At 69.1% G+C, this 15394-nt stretch carries 23 protein-coding genes; 17 read left to right on the forward strand and 6 right to left on the reverse strand.

The genetic code is table 11. The annotated features are described in order from the left end of the window. Nucleotides 1-240 precede the first annotated feature (240 nt). Complete coding sequence (locus OHS70_RS03015; protein WP_328393342.1) at nt 241-804, forward strand: cysteine hydrolase family protein; 564 nt, start codon at nt 241-243, stop codon at nt 802-804. 58 nt (nt 805-862) lie between these two features. On the opposite strand, the gene OHS70_RS03020 is transcribed toward OHS70_RS03015, so the two are convergent. Then, complete coding sequence (locus tag OHS70_RS03020; RefSeq protein WP_328393344.1) at nt 863-2359, reverse strand: aminotransferase class I/II-fold pyridoxal phosphate-dependent enzyme; 1497 nt, start codon at nt 2357-2359, stop codon at nt 863-865. A 263-nt stretch (nt 2360-2622) separates the two neighbouring features. On the opposite strand from OHS70_RS03020, the gene OHS70_RS03025 reads away from it, so the two are divergent. Genes OHS70_RS03025 through OHS70_RS03035 form a run of 3 tightly spaced genes read left to right on the forward strand, consistent with a single transcriptional unit; the run spans nt 2623 to nt 4596 of the window. After that, nucleotides 2623-3309: a HemK2/MTQ2 family protein methyltransferase gene (locus OHS70_RS03025; protein ID WP_328393346.1), complete on the forward strand. Its 687-nt coding sequence runs from the start codon at nt 2623-2625 to the stop codon at nt 3307-3309. Between the two features lie 16 nt (nt 3310-3325). Then, complete coding sequence (locus tag OHS70_RS03030) at nt 3326-3496, forward strand: CDGSH iron-sulfur domain-containing protein (RefSeq protein WP_328393348.1); 171 nt, start codon at nt 3326-3328, stop codon at nt 3494-3496. Beyond that, nucleotides 3493-4596, forward strand: coding sequence for an iron-containing redox enzyme family protein (locus OHS70_RS03035; protein ID WP_443062552.1), 1104 nt, complete (start codon nt 3493-3495; stop codon nt 4594-4596). The genes OHS70_RS03030 and OHS70_RS03035 overlap by 4 nt, the downstream gene beginning before the upstream one ends. Before the next feature lie 183 nt (nt 4597-4779). Here the strand turns inward: OHS70_RS03035 and OHS70_RS03040 are convergent, their stop codons facing one another. Beyond that, nucleotides 4780-5751 (reverse strand): SRPBCC family protein, encoded by a 972-nt coding sequence (locus OHS70_RS03040; protein ID WP_328393350.1) that lies wholly within the window; start codon nt 5749-5751, stop codon nt 4780-4782. A gap of 2 nt (nt 5752-5753) precedes the next feature. Next, nucleotides 5754-6581, reverse strand: a complete 828-nt coding sequence (locus OHS70_RS03045; protein ID WP_328393352.1) for a histone H1-like repetitive region-containing protein — start codon at nt 6579-6581, stop codon at nt 5754-5756. 124 nt (nt 6582-6705) lie between these two features. On the opposite strand from OHS70_RS03045, the gene OHS70_RS03050 reads away from it, so the two are divergent. Genes OHS70_RS03050 through OHS70_RS03085 form a run of 8 tightly spaced genes read left to right on the forward strand, consistent with a single transcriptional unit; the run spans nt 6706 to nt 10413 of the window. Next, complete coding sequence (locus tag OHS70_RS03050; protein ID WP_443062553.1) at nt 6706-7032, forward strand: gas vesicle protein GvpO; 327 nt, start codon at nt 6706-6708, stop codon at nt 7030-7032. Nucleotides 7033-7056: 24 nt separating this feature from the next. Next, complete coding sequence (locus OHS70_RS03055; RefSeq protein ID WP_328393354.1) at nt 7057-7536, forward strand: gas vesicle structural protein GvpA; 480 nt, start codon at nt 7057-7059, stop codon at nt 7534-7536. 3 nt (nt 7537-7539) lie between these two features. Beyond that, nucleotides 7540-8253, forward strand: a complete 714-nt coding sequence (locus tag OHS70_RS03060) for a GvpL/GvpF family gas vesicle protein (protein WP_328393356.1) — start codon at nt 7540-7542, stop codon at nt 8251-8253. 10 nt (nt 8254-8263) lie between these two features. Then, nucleotides 8264-8524, forward strand: coding sequence for a gas vesicle protein GvpG (locus tag OHS70_RS03065; RefSeq protein WP_328393358.1), 261 nt, complete (start codon nt 8264-8266; stop codon nt 8522-8524). Beyond that, nucleotides 8517-8969, forward strand: a complete 453-nt coding sequence (locus OHS70_RS03070; RefSeq protein ID WP_443062554.1) for a gas vesicle protein — start codon at nt 8517-8519, stop codon at nt 8967-8969. Before OHS70_RS03065 ends, OHS70_RS03070 begins: the two co-directional genes overlap by 8 nt. Then, on the forward strand, nt 8962-9786 hold the full coding sequence (locus tag OHS70_RS03075) for a GvpL/GvpF family gas vesicle protein (RefSeq protein ID WP_328393362.1): 825 nt from the start codon (nt 8962-8964) through the stop codon (nt 9784-9786). Before OHS70_RS03070 ends, OHS70_RS03075 begins: the two co-directional genes overlap by 8 nt. A gap of 2 nt (nt 9787-9788) precedes the next feature. Then, nucleotides 9789-9992, forward strand: coding sequence for a gas vesicle protein (locus OHS70_RS03080; protein WP_384049586.1), 204 nt, complete (start codon nt 9789-9791; stop codon nt 9990-9992). Beyond that, on the forward strand, nt 9982-10413 hold the full coding sequence (locus tag OHS70_RS03085; protein ID WP_328393366.1) for a gas vesicle protein K: 432 nt from the start codon (nt 9982-9984) through the stop codon (nt 10411-10413). The genes OHS70_RS03080 and OHS70_RS03085 overlap by 11 nt, the downstream gene beginning before the upstream one ends. A gap of 384 nt (nt 10414-10797) precedes the next feature. On the opposite strand, the gene rpsN is transcribed toward OHS70_RS03085, so the two are convergent. Together rpsN and rpmB are read right to left on the reverse strand one after the other, a co-directional pair. Next, nucleotides 10798-11103, reverse strand: a complete 306-nt coding sequence (gene rpsN / locus OHS70_RS03090) for a 30S ribosomal protein S14 (protein ID WP_328393369.1) — start codon at nt 11101-11103, stop codon at nt 10798-10800. Further along, nucleotides 11103-11339 (reverse strand): 50S ribosomal protein L28, encoded by a 237-nt coding sequence (gene rpmB, locus OHS70_RS03095; RefSeq protein WP_328393371.1) that lies wholly within the window; start codon nt 11337-11339, stop codon nt 11103-11105. The genes rpsN and rpmB overlap by 1 nt, the downstream gene beginning before the upstream one ends. 66 nt (nt 11340-11405) lie before the next feature. On the opposite strand from rpmB, the gene rpmG reads away from it, so the two are divergent. The 4 genes from rpmG to rpsR are packed head-to-tail and all read left to right on the forward strand — an operon-like array spanning nt 11406 to nt 13294. Beyond that, entirely contained in the window at nt 11406-11570 is a 165-nt protein-coding gene (gene rpmG, locus OHS70_RS03100; RefSeq protein ID WP_328393373.1) for a 50S ribosomal protein L33, read from the forward strand. Between the two features lie 31 nt (nt 11571-11601). Then, a complete protein-coding gene (locus tag OHS70_RS03105) occupies nt 11602-11856 on the forward strand; it encodes a type B 50S ribosomal protein L31 (RefSeq protein WP_328393375.1) in 255 nt (84 codons plus the stop codon). Beyond that, complete coding sequence (locus OHS70_RS03110) at nt 11856-13010, forward strand: CobW family GTP-binding protein (RefSeq protein ID WP_328393377.1); 1155 nt, start codon at nt 11856-11858, stop codon at nt 13008-13010. The genes OHS70_RS03105 and OHS70_RS03110 overlap by 1 nt, the downstream gene beginning before the upstream one ends. A gap of 47 nt (nt 13011-13057) precedes the next feature. Further along, nucleotides 13058-13294: a 30S ribosomal protein S18 gene (gene rpsR, locus OHS70_RS03115; RefSeq protein ID WP_328393379.1), complete on the forward strand. Its 237-nt coding sequence runs from the start codon at nt 13058-13060 to the stop codon at nt 13292-13294. Nucleotides 13295-13436: 142 nt separating this feature from the next. On the opposite strand, the gene OHS70_RS03120 is transcribed toward rpsR, so the two are convergent. After that, nucleotides 13437-13715, reverse strand: a complete 279-nt coding sequence (locus OHS70_RS03120; protein ID WP_328393381.1) for a hypothetical protein — start codon at nt 13713-13715, stop codon at nt 13437-13439. Nucleotides 13716-13947: 232 nt separating this feature from the next. On the opposite strand from OHS70_RS03120, the gene OHS70_RS03125 reads away from it, so the two are divergent. Further along, entirely contained in the window at nt 13948-15363 is a 1416-nt protein-coding gene (locus tag OHS70_RS03125; RefSeq protein ID WP_328393383.1) for a Gfo/Idh/MocA family protein, read from the forward strand. Nucleotides 15364-15394: the final 31 nt, after the last annotated feature.

Here is a 15394-nt window from a genome sequence, read left to right on the forward strand (position 1 = left end):
GCGCTCCCCGACGGGATCACACGACCATCGCCCGTCCCGGCAGCGAACGGAGTCTCGCCGCGGTGCCCAGGACTCGTGGCGTCCGGCGGGTAGTTGCGGAGGCACTGGTACGAGCCCTGCCGGACACGGGCGACGGCGTCAGGGCAGGCAGTCACCGGACGCGGCCCCACGCGGGAAGCCTCGATCAGGCCGCCGTCGCCCAGCGGATGCGATCACGCGCGGAAGTGCCAGCATGGCTGTATGGGCAGATCCGCGGTCGTCGTGATCGACATGATCAACACCTACGATCACGCGGACGCCGACCTGCTGATCCCGTCGGCCGCCAAAGCCGTGCCGGCGGTCGTCCGGCTCATCGAACGAGCACGCCGGGACGGCGTTCCGGTCATCTATGTCAACGACAACTTCGGTGAATGGCGCTCCCACCACGGCGAGATCCTCGACACCGCCCTCGCGGGCCCGCACGCCGATCTGGTCGAGCCCCTCCGCCCCGACCGTGACTCTTTGTTCGTGCTGAAGGCTCGGCATTCGATCTTCTACGAGACCCCTCTCGCCTACCTGCTGTCCCAGCTCACCGTGGATCACGTGGTGTTGTGCGGACAGGTCACCGAACAATGCGTGCTCTACTCGGCCCTCGACGCCCACATTCGTCATCTGCGGGTCTCGGTGGCCGGCGACGCCGTCGCGCACATCCATCCGGAACTGGCCGAGGCAGCGCTGAAGATGATGCAGCGCAACATGAACGCCCAGGTCGTCGGCACGGATTCGGTCGGGTTCGACGGACCACCGCCCGGACGGTCCGCATGACGTCAGGGCGCGAGCGGCTGGGCATCACGACGCCGCATCGTGAACCGCTGACCTGCCGTCAAGCGCTGTTCTTGGTGGTGACCCGCACGGTGCGCAGCTCAGGGTCCGCCGCGTCGGGAACATTCATCCCGGCGTCGATCCCCGTCCGCAGATAGCACAGCACCCGTTCGGTAAGACGCTCACCGGGCAGTACGGCCGGAATGCCCGGCGGGTACGGGGTGACCATCTCCGCCGCGACCCGGCCTTCCGCCGCATCGAGCGCGACATCCTCGGTGGCGGCGAAGTACGCGTCGCGTGGAAGGCAGACCTGTTCCATGCGCAGCCCGGCCGGGTCCGGCACGTCCACCCGGGGAGCCGGCCGCAGCTCATCCGCGTGGGGCGCGAGATCCTTGAGCGCGGTCAGCAGGGTGCGCGTGGTGTCGCTGTCGTCGGCATGGGTGAGCTGTGCGCTGATGCGGCGATGGTCGAACAGATGCATGTCGATGCGATGGTGCTCGCGCAGCCAGTCGGCGGCGTCGTAGCCGCTGATGTGCAGGCCCGTCAGGTCGATGACCACCGGCAGGGGGTCGAACTGAGCGGCCAGGTCCGGGCCGCAGAAGTCATGCGCGTCGTTCACATGCAGACCGTCGATGCGTTCGATCGCCACACGGACGCGTCCGGCAAGATCCAGCGCCCTGGTCAGAAGGGCCTCGCCGTGCCGGACCATCTGGCGGCGCCAGCCGTCGATGCCGGCGTAGAGCAGCACCGACGGGCTCGTGGTGCCCAGCAGGTCGGCCCGCGATGCGAGGTCCGCCGGGTCGATCAGGTCGCCCTGCAGATGGAACACCGAGCCCTGTTCCAGGCCGCTGCCCATCTTGTGGATGCTGGTGACACAGATGTCGGCCCCTGCGTCCATCGCCCAGACGGGCAGGTCGCCGTGGAACGGCAGATGAGCGCCCCACGCCTCGTCCACGACAAGGGGCCTGTCCCGGCGGTGGCAGACCTCGGCGATGGCGGTGAGATCTGCCGCGGAGCCGTAGGGCGTCGGGCTGGTCACCAGGGCGCCTCGCGCGTCGGGATGCTCCGCGAAGGCCTTCTCGTAGGCCGCTGCCGACGGCGGATGGGCGAGGTGCCGCTCGGCGTCCCATGCCGGCTCGACCCACACGGGCTGCAGACCGCACAGGATCAGCCCGGACACGACGGACTTGTGAGCGTCCCGTCCCACGAGCAGTTTCTCGTGCGGCGAGGCCACGGTGAGCATCGCTGCCTTCACCGAGAGCGAGCTGCCACAGGTGGAGAAGAAGGTGTGCTCGGCGTGCACGGCCTCGGCCATGAGCCGCTCCGCGTGTTCCAGCACCCGCCCGCGTGTGCGCCTGTCGTCCAGTCCGCCGCTGGCCAGGACATCTCCGAGGAAGACGGCGTCGCCGAGGATCCGGCGGACCTCCGGGTCCGCGCCGCGGGCCTGCTTGTGTCCCGGCGGCGAGAAGGCGAGTTCCTCGGCCCCGTGGTACCTCGCGAGCGCCTCCAGCACCGGGGCCTCACGCTGGTCAAGAACCTGTCGCTTGTCCGTACCCATCCTCCACGCCTTCCCCGGGTCGCTGCTTCCAGCACAGATCACCGGCGCGGGTCACAGCGGTGAATGAGGGCGGCCGGGGTAGCCGGGCCGCGTGTGCCCCTGGCCGGCCTTCGAGTGGCCGTCAAGGCACCCGCCCCGAGTGTGTGCACGGACGCGACCGATGAAGCATCTCCGCATACCGGCATGGACCGTATCAGAACGGGCACCCGCCGATCACGGCTCGCGTGAGTGGGCCATGCTTCCGAGCTGAGGAAATCGGCACCATGACGTACACGTCGCAGGCCCTACGAGCACCCTGGCAGGTCGGGCAGGCCTACGAGGTCTACACCCCGCAGGCCGACACGCACCTTCTCGCCGAGGCGCTCGAGGATGCAGCGCCCTGCACCGGAAGGGACGTCCTCGATCTGTGCACCGGTACCGGCGTGCTCGCCCTGGCCGCCGCGCGTCGTGGCGCGCGGGTGAGTGCCGTCGACAGTTCGCCGGAGGCCGTGGCGACAGCCAGGGCCAACTCCGGCCTCGACGGTCCCCCGGTGCAGGTGCTGCGGGGCGATCTGTTCACGCCGGTGAAGGACCGTCGATTCGATCTGATTGTGAGCAATCCGCCCTACGTCCCCGCGCCTGATCGCCGTCCGCCAGACCGGGGACGCGCCCAGGCCTGGGACGCGGGGCCCGACGGGCGTGCCGTGCTGGACCCGATCTGCGCACAGGCGCCGCACATGCTGCGGCCGGGCGGCGCGCTGCTGATCGTGCAGTCCGCGCTGTGCGGAACGGCGCGGACGCTCACGCAGCTGCGGTGCCGGGGCCTCGACGCCGCGATCGTCCGACGGCGGCAGGTGCCGTTCGGACCGGTGCTGCGCTCCCGCGCCGGCTGGCTCGAGACGCGCGGCCTCATCTCCCCCGGCGAGTCGATGGAAGAGCTGGTGATCATCCGTGCCGAACGTACCCGGTGAGTGCCCGCCCCGCCGCATGGTTCTGACCGATGACGGGCCGATGCTCGTCGACGGTCCCGTGGAGCTCACCCTCGACGACGGCACGACCGTGAGGTCCGACCGTTTTGTCGTGGCCGTCTGCACGTGCCGGCGCAGCCGCACCTACCCATGGTGCGACACCAGCCACCGCCGCAGGAGCAGGACATGACCCTTCCCATGCCTGACCCGCGGGCCACGACCACCACGGCCACGGCCACGTCAGCAGGCGCCGTCCTTCCGCAGGCACGAGGCGAGGTGTCGAGCGACCTGCTGGCCGCCCTGCGCGGCGCGGTCGGCACGCACCTTCCGGACCCCGCGGCCGCCTCGCGCGCGGCGCCGTTCTCGGAGGATCTCCAACTGGCCCTCTACATCTGCTACGAACTGCACTACCAGGGCTTTGCCGGCGTCGACGCGGCATGGGAGTGGGATCCGGAACTCCTGCGTCTGCGCGGCGCGATGGAGCGCCGCTTCCTGGCAGGGCTGCGCGAGGGAACAGCGGGACATCCGGGCCTGGAGACCGCTCTCGACGACATCGTCGTCGAACCCGTCGACGGAACAGGTATCACCCACTTCCTCGCCGAAGAGGGCACGCTGTGGCAGCTGCGGGAGTACGCGGCTCAGCGCTCCCTGTACCACCTCAAGGAGGCCGATCCGCACGCCTGGGTCATCCCCCGGCTGCGAGGCCGGGCCAAGGCCGCGTTCGCTGCCGTCGAGTTCGACGAGTTCGGCGCCGGGCACCCCGAGCGCATCCATGCGCAGCTCTTCGCCGATCTCATGCACGACCTCGGCCTGGACACGACCTACGGGCGGTATCTGGACGCTGCCGGACCGGAGATGCTGGCCACGGTCAACATGATGTCGCTGTTCGGCCTGCACCGGGCGCTGCGAGGCGCCCTGGTCGGGCACTTCGCAGCGGTGGAGACGACGTCCTCGCCCGCGTCGCGACGACTGGCCGGGGCGATGCGCCGAACCGGCGCAGGCCCCGCAGCGGAACACTTCTACGCCGAGCACGTCATGGCCGACGCCGTGCACGAACAGGTGGTACGCCGGGACGTCATCGGCGGACTGCTCGCGGAAGAGCCCTCGCTCGCATCGGACATGGCCTTCGGCCTGGCAGCGACGGCCATGCTCGACGACCGGTTCGGGGACCGGCTGACGTCCATGTGGCGCACGGGGCGCACGAGCCTGCGCGTACCGCTCGGCATTTCCCGCGCCGAGCACGACCGCGGGACGACGCCGCCCCGGGAACGGGAACCTGGCCGGACCTGACGTGACCTAAGGAGGCACCGTCGAGGACCGGCATGAGCACCGGGATCCCGGTGCGCGCCACCCGCGTCCGGTGACGCGCGGCGCCTGAACCAGCCCCGACCGGACCGGACCGGACCGGACCGGCGCGGCGTTCCGCTGCCATGAAGCGGTTCGCCGGAGCGAGACCCCTCGTGAACAGCCGAGTCATTTCGCGTCTTCGTACTCGTCCTCGTACTCGCCTTCGTACTCCTCCTCGTCGCCTTCCTCGTCGTCCCGCGCTTCCTCGTCCGGGGCCTCCTCGTCCTCGGCTTCCTCGTCGTCCCGCGCTTCCTCGTCCGGGGCCTCCTCGTCCTCGGCTTCCTCGTCGTATTCGGCTTCTTCTTCCTCAAGTGCCTCTTCGTGACTGCGGACCACTTCACCGTCACGGATTTCGCCGCGCCATCCCTCGACTTCCTCGTCGGCGAACGAGACGTGCCGCTGGAAGTGCTTGAAGTCCAGCCGCAGGCGCCGTCCTTGAGCGCGCCAGAGGTTGCCGGTCTTCTCGAAGAATCCGGAGGGGTAGTACTCGACGACGAGCACGATGCGTGTGAGATCGGGCGTCACCTCATGGAAGGTGACACAGCCGCGCGTAGTGCCTTTCGCTCCCTCGGACGTCCAGATGATGCGCTCGTCCGGCACCTGTTCCTGGACCGTGGCCTTCCAGCCTCGTGTCGAGGGTCCGACCTTGAGCTTCCAATCGCTGGTGGTCTCGTCGTTCTTGGACACGCTGCGGACACCCTTGGTGAAGGTGCTGAACTCCTCGTACTGGGTCCAGTGGTCGTAGGCGGTACGGCGCGGGACGCCGACGTCTATGACTTCGACGATGTTCATCGACTTGCCGCCGCCGGACTTGCGGCCCCCGCCACCACCGCCGAGTGCGTCCTTCGCCTTGCCCAGCACGCTGTCCTTGACGCCCTTGGCCTTCCCGCTGATGATCGTCTTGAGGAACCCACCGCCGGGAAGCGGTCCATCGCCGTCCGCGGCGTCGAGCAACTGGTCCGTGAGATCGGCCAGCCGGTCGCCCGCTTTGTCCGCGAGGTGTTCGACCTGGGCACCGAGGTAGTCGACGAACTCGTCGCGCAGCATGTCCAGGCCCGAGGCCTCGCCGTTGCCGGAGTCACGATCTGTCTTGGCCATGACTACCTCCGCCGTGCGGACGTCTTCTTGGCGGACGTCTTCTTCGCGGGCGACTTCCGCGCGGGCGTCCTGCTCGCCGTCGTCTTCTTGGCAGCCGTCTTCTTGGCGGGAGCCTTCTTCGCCGTGCTCCTCTTGGCGGCGGTCCGCCTGCCGGCGGTCTTCTTGGCGGGAGCCTTCTTCGCTGCCGCCTTCTTCGCCGGAGCCCTCTTCGCCGCGCTCTTCCTGGCCGGGGGCGCAGCCTTCTTCGCAGGCTTCTTCGCGGACTTCTTGGCCGCGGTCTTCCGCGGAGCGGGCCTTGCGGTCTTCCTGGCGGCCGGCCGTCGGCGACGCGGAGGTTCCTCCGCCTCTTCTTCCTCTTCTTCCTCTTCTTCCTCAGGCTCCTCTTCTGCCTTCGGCGCCTCTTCCTCTTCCTCCTCCTCGGGCTCCTCCTCTTCTTCCCCCTCCTCTTCCTCTTCTTCCTCCTCCTCGGGCCCTTCCTCCTCTTCCTCGGGCTCCTCCTCTTCTTCCTCCTCGCGTTTCTCACCGAGGCGGAGCGTGCGATCGTGGAGCGAGTCGGCCAGGTCGGCGAGACGGCGATCAGCCGTGGCCGCCAGAGCCCTGCGTCCCGCGTCCATCAGCTCGCCCCGTATCTGCTCCTCCAACTCGGCAACTTGCGGGACGTCCTTGAGCTTTCGCAGGCCCTCTGCAGCCAGTTGCTGCGGATCGAGCCCGAATCGGCGCCCTGCGACATAGGTCGCGATGGCGAAGGCCAGCTTCCCCTTCTTTGTCCGTCCCAGCACGTATCCGCCCGCGACAGCAGCCGCGAGAGCGATCTTGGTGGTGTCGTTCATGAACTGATCCCTCCGGCAAGGGCGATTGAAAGAACGAAGGTGATCCCAGCCCCGCAAGGGACAAGCTGCCCACGCCGCCGCGGCATATGTCCCGATATGATGCAATTGTAGTTTTGTGCATGGAATGACGCGCCCGCTCCGCCCACCGGAGAACAAGATGGCCCCAGAAGAACCCGCCAAGCGGCGGTCCAAGGGCAAGGCCGCGGCCGCCATGCGATCCGCGGCTGAGCAGCTCTCCGCGCTGCTCGGGCGGGCTCCGGAGTCGGTTTCGGCCCTCAAGCCGACGGACGACGGATGGGAGGCCGACGTGGAGGTCCTGGAGCTGGAGCGCATCCCCGACACCACCAGCGTGATGGCCAGCTACCGCGTGACACTGGACAAGGAGGGCGACCTGGTGGCGTACGAACGCATACGTCGCTACACCCGTGGACAGATCGACCGGCGGTCCTGAGAGGGACCGGTGAAGGGAGGCACCATGACCGTGGTGCCGCAAGGCGGAAGCAGTGTTGCCAGGGGCGGCAGCACTGGCACCCTCTACGACGTTCTGGAACTCATTCTTGATCGCGGGCTCGTCATCGACGTCTTCGTCCGCGTCTCACTGGTCGGGATCGAGATTCTGAAGATCGATGCCCGCATTGTCGTGGCCAGCGTCGACACCTACCTGCGCTTCGCCGAAGCGTGCAACCGCCTCGATCTCGAGTCCGGGAGCAAGCAGCCGGCGCAGCTGACGGACATCGTCGGGGACACGATCGAAAGCGGCGCGCGCGGAAAGTCCAAGGGCGCCCTGAGCGGCGCTGTGGAAGCCGTGACCGACTCCCTGAAGGGCGGCGGCCGGGAGGACGAGGAAGAGGACGAGGAGGACGAGGAAAGCAGGGAGAAGGAACCGGTGGAGAGGCGACGGAGGCCCACCCGGCGGACCTCCTCCCGGCGCGCGAGGGAACGCGAGGAGGAATGAGCCATGGCCGTATACGTCTACTCGATCGCCGAGGAGTCGCACCCGCTCCGTCTCGACGACGTCACCGGCGTCGGCGAACCGCCCTCCGAACTCCGTACCGTCACGGCCGGTGCACTGTGTGCAGTGGTCAGTGACGCGCCGGACGACCTGCGTCCCAAACGCCGCGATCTCAACGCCCACCAGCAGGTCCAGGACCGCCTGATGAAGGACGGCACGGTTCTGCCCCTCAGATTCGGCCTCACGGCACCGGACGACGACGCCGTCCGCGCCGCGCTCGAAGAGCGCGGCGCCGAGTACGCGGACAGGCTGCGGGCGCTCAAGGGGTGCGCGGAGTACCACCTGAAGGTGATGCAGGACGAGGAGGCACTTCTGCGCCAGATCCTCGAGGCGTCGAGTGTGGCCAGGCAGCTCAATGACGAGATCCGCCGCGGCACCGCCGGGCCGGATGCACCGCTTGCCCTGGGTGAGTTGGTCGCCCAGGAGGTGCAGGCCCGCCAGGAGGCACTGGCCGCAGGGGTGGTCGAGGCACTGCGGCCGTTCTCCCGGGAGGAGGACTCGTCCCAGCCGACCGGAAGCGACTTCCTCAGCGTGTCCTTCCTGGTGCCGGACGATCAGGAAGAGCTCTTCCTCGCCACGGAGTTGAGCCTGGCCAACCAGATGGGCGACGAGTTCCAGTTCCGGCTGAACGGACCTCTTCCCCCGTACAGCTTCGTCTGAAGGACATCCGATGGGTTTGTTCACTCAGATCGTCACTTTGCCGCTGGCACCCGTGCGCGGTGTCGGATGGGTGGTGGAGCGCGTCCTGGAAGCGGCAGAGGACGAGTACTACGACCCGGCGCCCGTACAACAGGCGCTTGCGGCCCTCGAAGCGGAACTGCTGGCGGGGGAGATCGACGAGGAGACCTTCGACCGGCGAGAGGACGAACTGCTCGACCGGCTGGAGGAGATCAGGGCATGGCAGGAACAGCGAGGCATGGGCCGTGAGTGAACCCGTGGCCAACAGGCTTGGCTCCTACCCGTCCAGAGGGGCACCTCAGTACGCGCAGGGCTCGTCGGCGAACCTCGCCGACATCCTTGAGCGCGTGCTCGACAAGGGCATCGTGATCGCCGGCGACATCCAGATCAATCTGCTCGACATCGAGTTGCTCACCATCAAACTCCGTCTGCTGGTCGCGTCCGTCGACAAGGCGAAGGAAATGGGCATCGACTGGTGGGAGCACGACCCCTCGCTGTCGTCCCGGGCCAGGGACGAGACTTCGCTCGCCGATGAGAACCGGAGACTGCGCGCGGAGATCGATGCGCTGCGCAGGAGCGGGGCGCTGCCCGAAGGAACTCCCGACAGCCTTCCCGAGGAAGTTCCCGAACGCGAGAGGAAACCGCGCGCAGCCACGTCACGCGCCTCTCGTCGTGAAGGGAAGACCGACGATGACTGAGCGTGTCACCTACGTCTACGCGGTGGCCCGCACCACGCAGGACATCCAGGCCGCCGCGGCCTCACTCACCGGAGTCGCCGACGCACCCGTCCGGCTCGTGGCGGGCACACAAGGTGACGACATGGTGCTCGTGGTGAGCGCGGTGCCCTCGGAGGACTTCCATGAGGACGCACTCAAACGCCATCTCGAAGACATCGAGTGGCTCGAGGCCGTCGCCCGGGCCCACCACGGGGTGATCGAGGCACTCGCCGACCGCACCACGATCCTCCCTCTGCGGCTCGCGACCGTGTACCTCGACGACGACCGGGCCCGGACCGTCCTGGACACCGCCTGGGACTCGTTCGCGGAACGTCTCGACCATCTCGCCGCGCACATCGAGTGGGGCGTCAAGATCTACGTCGAGGCGTCCGCCGGGACCACCACTCCCGCCCCGCCTGCCGCCGCGTCGGCCCCCGGACTCACTCCGGGGCGGGCGTATCTGCGTGCCCGCAAGGCTCAGAAGAGTGTGCGCGACGATGTCTACCGAGCGGCGCAGAAGGCCGCGGAACGGGTCGAGGAAACAGGGCGCGCCTATGCCGCCGACCGGGCCCGCCACCGGGTGCAGCAGGGCGAACTGGCCGACGCGACAGCCGAGAACGTGGTCAACGACGCCTACCTCGTGCCACGTGAGCGCGCGGAGGAATTCCGGAACGAGGTGAGCCGTGCCTCCGAAGGACTCCAGGGCGTACGGGTCGAGGTCACCGGCCCCTGGGCGCCGTACTCCTTCGCCATGCCCCCCTCCACGCCCGGCGACGCGGAGGAGGGCGGGCCGTCATGACCATGGCCCACCCCTCGTCGCAGGAGCCTCTGGCAAACCGCCAGGTCGCCCTCATCGATCTGCTGGACCGTCTGCTCAGCGGTGGTGTCGTCATCACCGGGGACGTGGTGCTGTCCATCGCCGACATCGACCTGGTCCGTGTGTCACTGCGTGCTCTGATCGTCTCCATCCGTACATCGCAGCCGCTGGACGACCATGGCGCATGAGGAGGAGGCCGCGGGCACAGGCCGCCGCTCCGGTGACGCGGGGCGCCGCCTCGAAGAGGTGTCGGACGCCGCCGCCCGTGCCTTCCGGCTGCTGCCCGCCGCTCCCAGGGACCTGCCCGCGCCCGGTGGTGGCACGGCCGCCCCTGCCCACCGGATCCGCAGCGACCCCGACAGCGTCGAACGGGATCTGGTACGGCTGGTGCTCACCCTGGTCGAGCTGCTGCGCCAGTTGATGGAGCGCCAGGCGCTGCACCGGGTCGATCAGGGTGACCTCACCGAAGAGCAGGAAGAACGCCTGGGGGCGACGCTTCTGGTGCTGCACGACCGGATGAACGAGCTGTGCGCCCAGTACGGGCTGACCATGGAGGACCTCAACCTCGACCTCGGCCCGCTGGGCACGCTTCTGCCGCCCCCCGACTGACCGGAGCGGCCGCCGAAGCGGTGCATCCGCGCCAAGGCCCGGCGGTGTCCGTCGAAGGCTGCGCTCGCGTCCGGGAAGACGTACTGAACCGCGGCCAGTTAGCAGGCGCGCGGGAGGGGGATGCCGTCGTGCGGGACGTCGCCTTCGTGGTCCTGTCTGCCCCGTACGACGGGCGAAGGTCTTCAGGCGGCCCCGCTGGAGGACCGCCGGGTGCGCTGACGCCAGGTCATACGGGCAAGCGCATGTGCGGCGGGCCGGCTTGGGGCGTCCGGCGGAATCAAGGGCGTGCACAGAGGTGCCGCGGTCCTCGCGGCGGACCGGCTGCCGGCCGTGACTCCGCCGAGTCACGGCCGCATCAGCCGGACCGCCGCGAGGGTGGCACGGTCACCAGGACGACTTGGTGACTCCCGGGAGGAATCCGGCATGGGCCTGCTCGCGCATACGGACGCGGGACAGCCCGAACCGACGCAGGTGCCCGCGGGGCCGGCCGTCCACGCTGTCCCGGTTGCGCACCCGGGTCGCACTGGCGTCGCGCGGCTGGCGCCGAAGTTCCGCCAGAGCGGCGGCCCGCTCCGTCTCCGGGGTGCCCGGACGGCGGATGAGCTCCTTCAACTCGGCCCGCCGGGCGGCGTACCGCTCGACGATCACCTTGCGCTTCCCGTTCTTGGCGATCTTGCTCTGCTTGGCCATCAGACCTTCACTCCCCTGGCGCGGATGCGGGCCACCGCTGCCTCGACGCCGATGCTGTCGATCGTCTTGATCGCCTTGGCGCTGAGCGTCAGGCGCACATACCTGCCTTCGCTCGGCAGCCAGTACCGCTTGTGCTGGATGTTGGGGTCGAAGCGGCGCGAGGTGCGCCGGTGCGAGTGGGAGATGGTGTTGCCGAAGCCCGGCTGGGCTCCGGTCAGTTGGCAGTGGGCGGACAAGGTGTGACCTGCCTCTCCTCGGACGAGGGTTTTTGGTAATGGAAATCATTGCCATATATTACCTCCATGGCTCGCAACGAAGTACGCCCGGTCATCAAGCTCCGCTCCACCGCCGGGACCGGCTACACGTACGTCACCCGCAAGAACCGGCGGAATGATCCCGACCGCATGGTCCTGCGCAAGTACGACCCGCTGGCCCGCAGGCACGTCGACTTCCGCGAAGAACGCTGACCACACCACCTCCGCCCCGAAGGACCACGCCATGAAGCCTGGAATCCATCCCCCGTACGGCCCGGTCGTCTTCCGCGACAAGGCCGCCGGCTCCGCCTTCCTCACCCGCTCGACCGCCACCAGCGACAAGACGATCGAGTGGGAGGACGGCAACACCTACCCCGTCGTCGACGTCGAGATCTCGAACGTGAGCCACCCGTTCTTCACGGGCACCGCCCGTGTCCTGGACACCGCCGGCCGCGTCGAGCGATTCGAGCGCCGCTACGGAAGCCGCGGGGCCAACTGATGCAGGACCAGCACCGATTGCCCGTTGTGATCGTGGGCGGGCTCCACTCCGACGCCCGCAAGGAGGTCGTGGACCGCCTGCTGCGCACCGTCCCCGGCAGTGTGGCTCTCCACCACGACCTGGCCACAGCGGCCGAAGGCACCGTCCGGCGCCTGGTGCGCGACGCCTCGGGCGAACTGGCGCACGGCGACGCCCCGCTCGTCAACGACTGCGCCTGCTGCGCGCTCCGCGAGGACCTGGTCCCCGAGCTGGAGCGTCTGGCCGCCGACGCACTGACCCGGCTGGCGATCGTCGAGCTGTGGGACTCGGTCGAGCCCAAGGCGATGGCCGAGGTCGTCGTCGCGCACGGCGGCGGTGCCCTCGAACTCACCGGTGTCATGACCGCCGTCGATCCCGCGCTCGTACTGCCCTGCCTCGCCAACGGCGACGATCTGGCCGAGGTCGGGCTCGCCGCCGCGGCCACCGACCGGCGCACGGTCGCCGACACCTGGGCCCGTCAGCTGGAGTACGCTCCCGTGCTCGCTCTCGTCGACAGCGAGGACACCGACGACGAGGACCGTGCGCTCCTTGCCCAGCTCCACCCGACCGCCCGTCAGGTGCCCGCCGGATCCGGTGAACTCGCCCAACTGGCCTTCGCCGGCTTCGATGTGGAGACGGCCGCCGCCGCCCAGCACCCGGCCTGCGCCCTGCTGCCCCAGGAGGCGGACGAAGCGGGAGTCGCCACTCTCGTCTGGCACCGCCGCCGCCCCTTCCACCCCGAACGCCTCTACCAGGCACTGGAAGACCTCTGCTGCGCGGCCGCTCGCAGCCGTGGCCGGTTCTGGCTCGCCGACCGCCCGGACACCCTGCTCGCCTGGGACGCCGCAGGCGGCGCGCTGTGCGTGGAGAACGCCGGCCCGTGGCTGGCTTCGCTGCCGGACGCCGCCTGGGACATGGTGCCCCCGATGCGCCGTGCCGCCGCCGCGACGGACTGGCACCCGGAGCACGGTGACTGCTGCCAGCACCTGGTCTTCACCTCCCCCGGACTCGACCGCGACGGCCTGGCCGAGCTTCTCGAGTCGTGTCTGCTCACCGACGACGAGCACGCCGCCGGCCCCGAGGCGTGGAAGCAGTTGCCGGCCGCGTTCGACTCCCTCCTCGATCCCGTCTCCTGACCCCCGCACCACATCCCCGTCCGACATCAGCACGGAAGAAGGACCCCATGGCCCGCCGTCACGACCCCCGCAAGCCGCAAAAGCCCCGCCCCAACCCCCTGGACACGGCCGGGATCACATACATCGACTACAAGGACACCGATGTGCTGCGGAGGTTCATCTCCGACCGCGGCAAGATCCGCAGCCGCCGCGTCACCCGCGTCACCGCCCAGCAGCAGCGGCAGATCGCCGCGGCGATCAAGAACGCCCGGGAGATGGCGCTCCTGCCCATCGCGAACCGGTAGCAGCTCCGGCGCGCCCGGCAGGAAGCGGGCACGCAATCCCGTGAACGGCGAGCGGCCCCGGGCGGCAGAGTCTCTGCCGCCCGGGGCCGTCCCGTTCTCCGGCGCTCGCCGAGGCGGCCGGGCCCGGCACCGCCGACGCCGGTCAGTACGGGCGCGGCGACATGACGTGCTGCTCGCCGCCATGGAATTCGCACACACAGCGCGGCACGCCCGGTCCTGGCGTCGCGCGGACCGACACGGGTGTGGGCGGATCCGTCGGCAGCTCCACCGCGACGGCGACCGACCGGTCGCGGCTCGTCGTGACGTGCCCGGTCTCCTTGCCGTCGATGAGCACCTCCACCACGGACGTCCGGCCGGTCTGGACCGTGGCACTCACCGAGTGGCCGAGATGATCGATGTGGAAGTGGTGGCGTCGTCGCATCGGACCGCCTCTCGGCCGGTATCCCGTTGGGCACTTCCCATCATCCCCGGTTGCCGGTTGTGACGCCTCCTGGCACCGAACCAGCCGCACATCACCGATAGCCATGGGCATTGATTGCTCATTTCTGCTCGTAACTCCGTTCTTTTGAGCGTCTATTGACATGGCCCGAGCAGCACCGCCAGAGTCTTCAGCGCTCACCAGCGATGCCGAACACGGAGGAGTGCCACGCGTCATGACTCAACTGTCTGGAATCTCACGTCGCCTGCTGCTGGGGGGAGCGCTGGCCTCCGGAGCGCTCGCAACCGGAGTCGGATCCGCTCCTACGGCTGCCGCCCTTCCCGCACCCCGTCGCCGGCCAGGCCAGAGATCCATGATCAATGTGCCCTTCGAGACGTACCGCACGGTCCGCGTCGGTGTCATCGGGCTCGGCAACCGGGGCTCGGGGATGACCACCGGGTGGTCCGTCGTCCCCGGTTGCACGGTGACCGCCGTATGCGACATCCGCGCGGACCGCGCCAAGCGCACCGCCGACCAGCTGGTCGCCCAGGGCAAGCCGCGTCCCGCCGAGTTCGGCGGAACCGCCGACTCGTACGAGCAGCTGCTGCGGCGCGACGACATCGACCTGGTGTACATCGCCACGCCGTGGGAGTTCCACCACGAGCAGGGCAGGACCGCGCTGCTGGCCGGCAAGCACGTCATCGTCGAACTGCCCATCGCAACCGAACTGCACGAGCTCTGGGATCTCGTCGACACCTCGGAGCGCACCTGCCGGCACCTGATGCTGTCGGAGAACTGCAGCTACGGCCGCAACGAGCTGGCGATGCTCAAGATGGCGCACGAGGGGATGTTCGGCGACATCACCAACGGCCACGGCGGCTACCTGCACGATCTGCGCCAACTGCTTTTCTCCGACACGTACTACACCGACGCATGGCGCCGGCGCTGGCACACGCGCAGCACCGCGTCGTTCTATCCCATGCACGGACTCGCTCCGATCGCCGCGGCCATGGACATCAACCGCGGCGACCGGATGACCACACTGCGCGCCACCGCCACCGCTCCCAAGGGACTGGCCGACTACCGCGAGCGGTTCGTGCCCCGGTCGCACCCCTCGTGGAAGGAGACGTACGTCAACGGCGACCTGGTCACCTGCCTGATCGACACCGCGAAGGGCAGGGTCATCCGGGCCGAGCACGACGTCAGTTCGCCCCGCCCCTACAGCCGGATCAACTCGCTCGCCGGCAGCCGGGGGATCTTCGAGGACTACGCCGGCACGTCGTCGACCGGAGGACGGGTCTACGTCGAACCGGACCACAGCGGCCACTCCTGGCGTGACTTCGACACCTTCCGCAAGGAGTTCGACCACTGGCTGTGGAAGAAGATCGGCGACGACGCCGCGAACAACGGTGGTCACGGCGGCATGGACTACGTGCTCCAGTGGCGCACCGTCCAGCTGATGCGGGCCGGACTGGTGCCCGACATCGACGTGTACGACTCGGCGGCCTGGTGCTCGCCGATCCCCCTGAGCGTCACGTCCCTGGCCGCGGACGGGCGGCCCGTCGACGTCCCCGACTTCACCCGCGGCGCCTGGGTGAATCTGCGGCTCGGCCTCGACTCCCGTGTGTCCGAGATGCCCCCCGTCGCCTGAGCCTGCCCGTTCGGCCGACCTCTTGAAGGAG

The organism is Streptomyces sp. NBC_00390, assembly GCF_036057275.1.
Classification (GTDB): Bacteria; Actinomycetota; Actinomycetes; order Streptomycetales; family Streptomycetaceae; genus Streptomyces.

Bases quoted from the DNA above. Each gene is read 5' to 3' on its own strand.
- OHS70_RS03040 (WP_328393350.1), bottom strand. From the start codon at position 5,751: ATGGCCAAGACAGATCGTGACTCCGGCAACGGCGAGGCCTCGGGCCTG.
- OHS70_RS03025 (WP_328393346.1), top strand. From the start codon at position 2,623: ATGACGTACACGTCGCAGGCCCTACGAGCACCCTGGCAGGTCGGGCAG.
- OHS70_RS03110 (WP_328393377.1), top strand. From the start codon at position 11,856: ATGCAGGACCAGCACCGATTGCCCGTTGTGATCGTGGGCGGGCTCCAC.
- OHS70_RS03085 (WP_328393366.1), top strand. From the start codon at position 9,982: ATGGCGCATGAGGAGGAGGCCGCGGGCACAGGCCGCCGCTCCGGTGAC.
- rpsR (WP_328393379.1), top strand. From the start codon at position 13,058: ATGGCCCGCCGTCACGACCCCCGCAAGCCGCAAAAGCCCCGCCCCAAC.
- OHS70_RS03120 (WP_328393381.1), bottom strand. From the start codon at position 13,715: ATGCGACGACGCCACCACTTCCACATCGATCATCTCGGCCACTCGGTG.
- OHS70_RS03035 (WP_443062552.1), top strand. From the start codon at position 3,493: ATGACCCTTCCCATGCCTGACCCGCGGGCCACGACCACCACGGCCACG.
- OHS70_RS03050 (WP_443062553.1), top strand. From the start codon at position 6,706: ATGACGCGCCCGCTCCGCCCACCGGAGAACAAGATGGCCCCAGAAGAA.
- OHS70_RS03060 (WP_328393356.1), top strand. From the start codon at position 7,540: ATGGCCGTATACGTCTACTCGATCGCCGAGGAGTCGCACCCGCTCCGT.
- OHS70_RS03125 (WP_328393383.1), top strand. From the start codon at position 13,948: ATGACTCAACTGTCTGGAATCTCACGTCGCCTGCTGCTGGGGGGAGCG.
- OHS70_RS03015 (WP_328393342.1), top strand. From the start codon at position 241: ATGGGCAGATCCGCGGTCGTCGTGATCGACATGATCAACACCTACGAT.
- OHS70_RS03075 (WP_328393362.1), top strand. From the start codon at position 8,962: ATGACTGAGCGTGTCACCTACGTCTACGCGGTGGCCCGCACCACGCAG.
- OHS70_RS03105 (WP_328393375.1), top strand. From the start codon at position 11,602: ATGAAGCCTGGAATCCATCCCCCGTACGGCCCGGTCGTCTTCCGCGAC.
- rpmG (WP_328393373.1), top strand. From the start codon at position 11,406: ATGGCTCGCAACGAAGTACGCCCGGTCATCAAGCTCCGCTCCACCGCC.
- OHS70_RS03065 (WP_328393358.1), top strand. From the start codon at position 8,264: ATGGGTTTGTTCACTCAGATCGTCACTTTGCCGCTGGCACCCGTGCGC.
- OHS70_RS03055 (WP_328393354.1), top strand. From the start codon at position 7,057: ATGACCGTGGTGCCGCAAGGCGGAAGCAGTGTTGCCAGGGGCGGCAGC.
- OHS70_RS03030 (WP_328393348.1), top strand. From the start codon at position 3,326: ATGGTTCTGACCGATGACGGGCCGATGCTCGTCGACGGTCCCGTGGAG.
- OHS70_RS03045 (WP_328393352.1), bottom strand. From the start codon at position 6,581: ATGAACGACACCACCAAGATCGCTCTCGCGGCTGCTGTCGCGGGCGGA.
- rpsN (WP_328393369.1), bottom strand. From the start codon at position 11,103: ATGGCCAAGCAGAGCAAGATCGCCAAGAACGGGAAGCGCAAGGTGATC.
- OHS70_RS03080 (WP_384049586.1), top strand. From the start codon at position 9,789: ATGGCCCACCCCTCGTCGCAGGAGCCTCTGGCAAACCGCCAGGTCGCC.
- OHS70_RS03020 (WP_328393344.1), bottom strand. From the start codon at position 2,359: ATGGGTACGGACAAGCGACAGGTTCTTGACCAGCGTGAGGCCCCGGTG.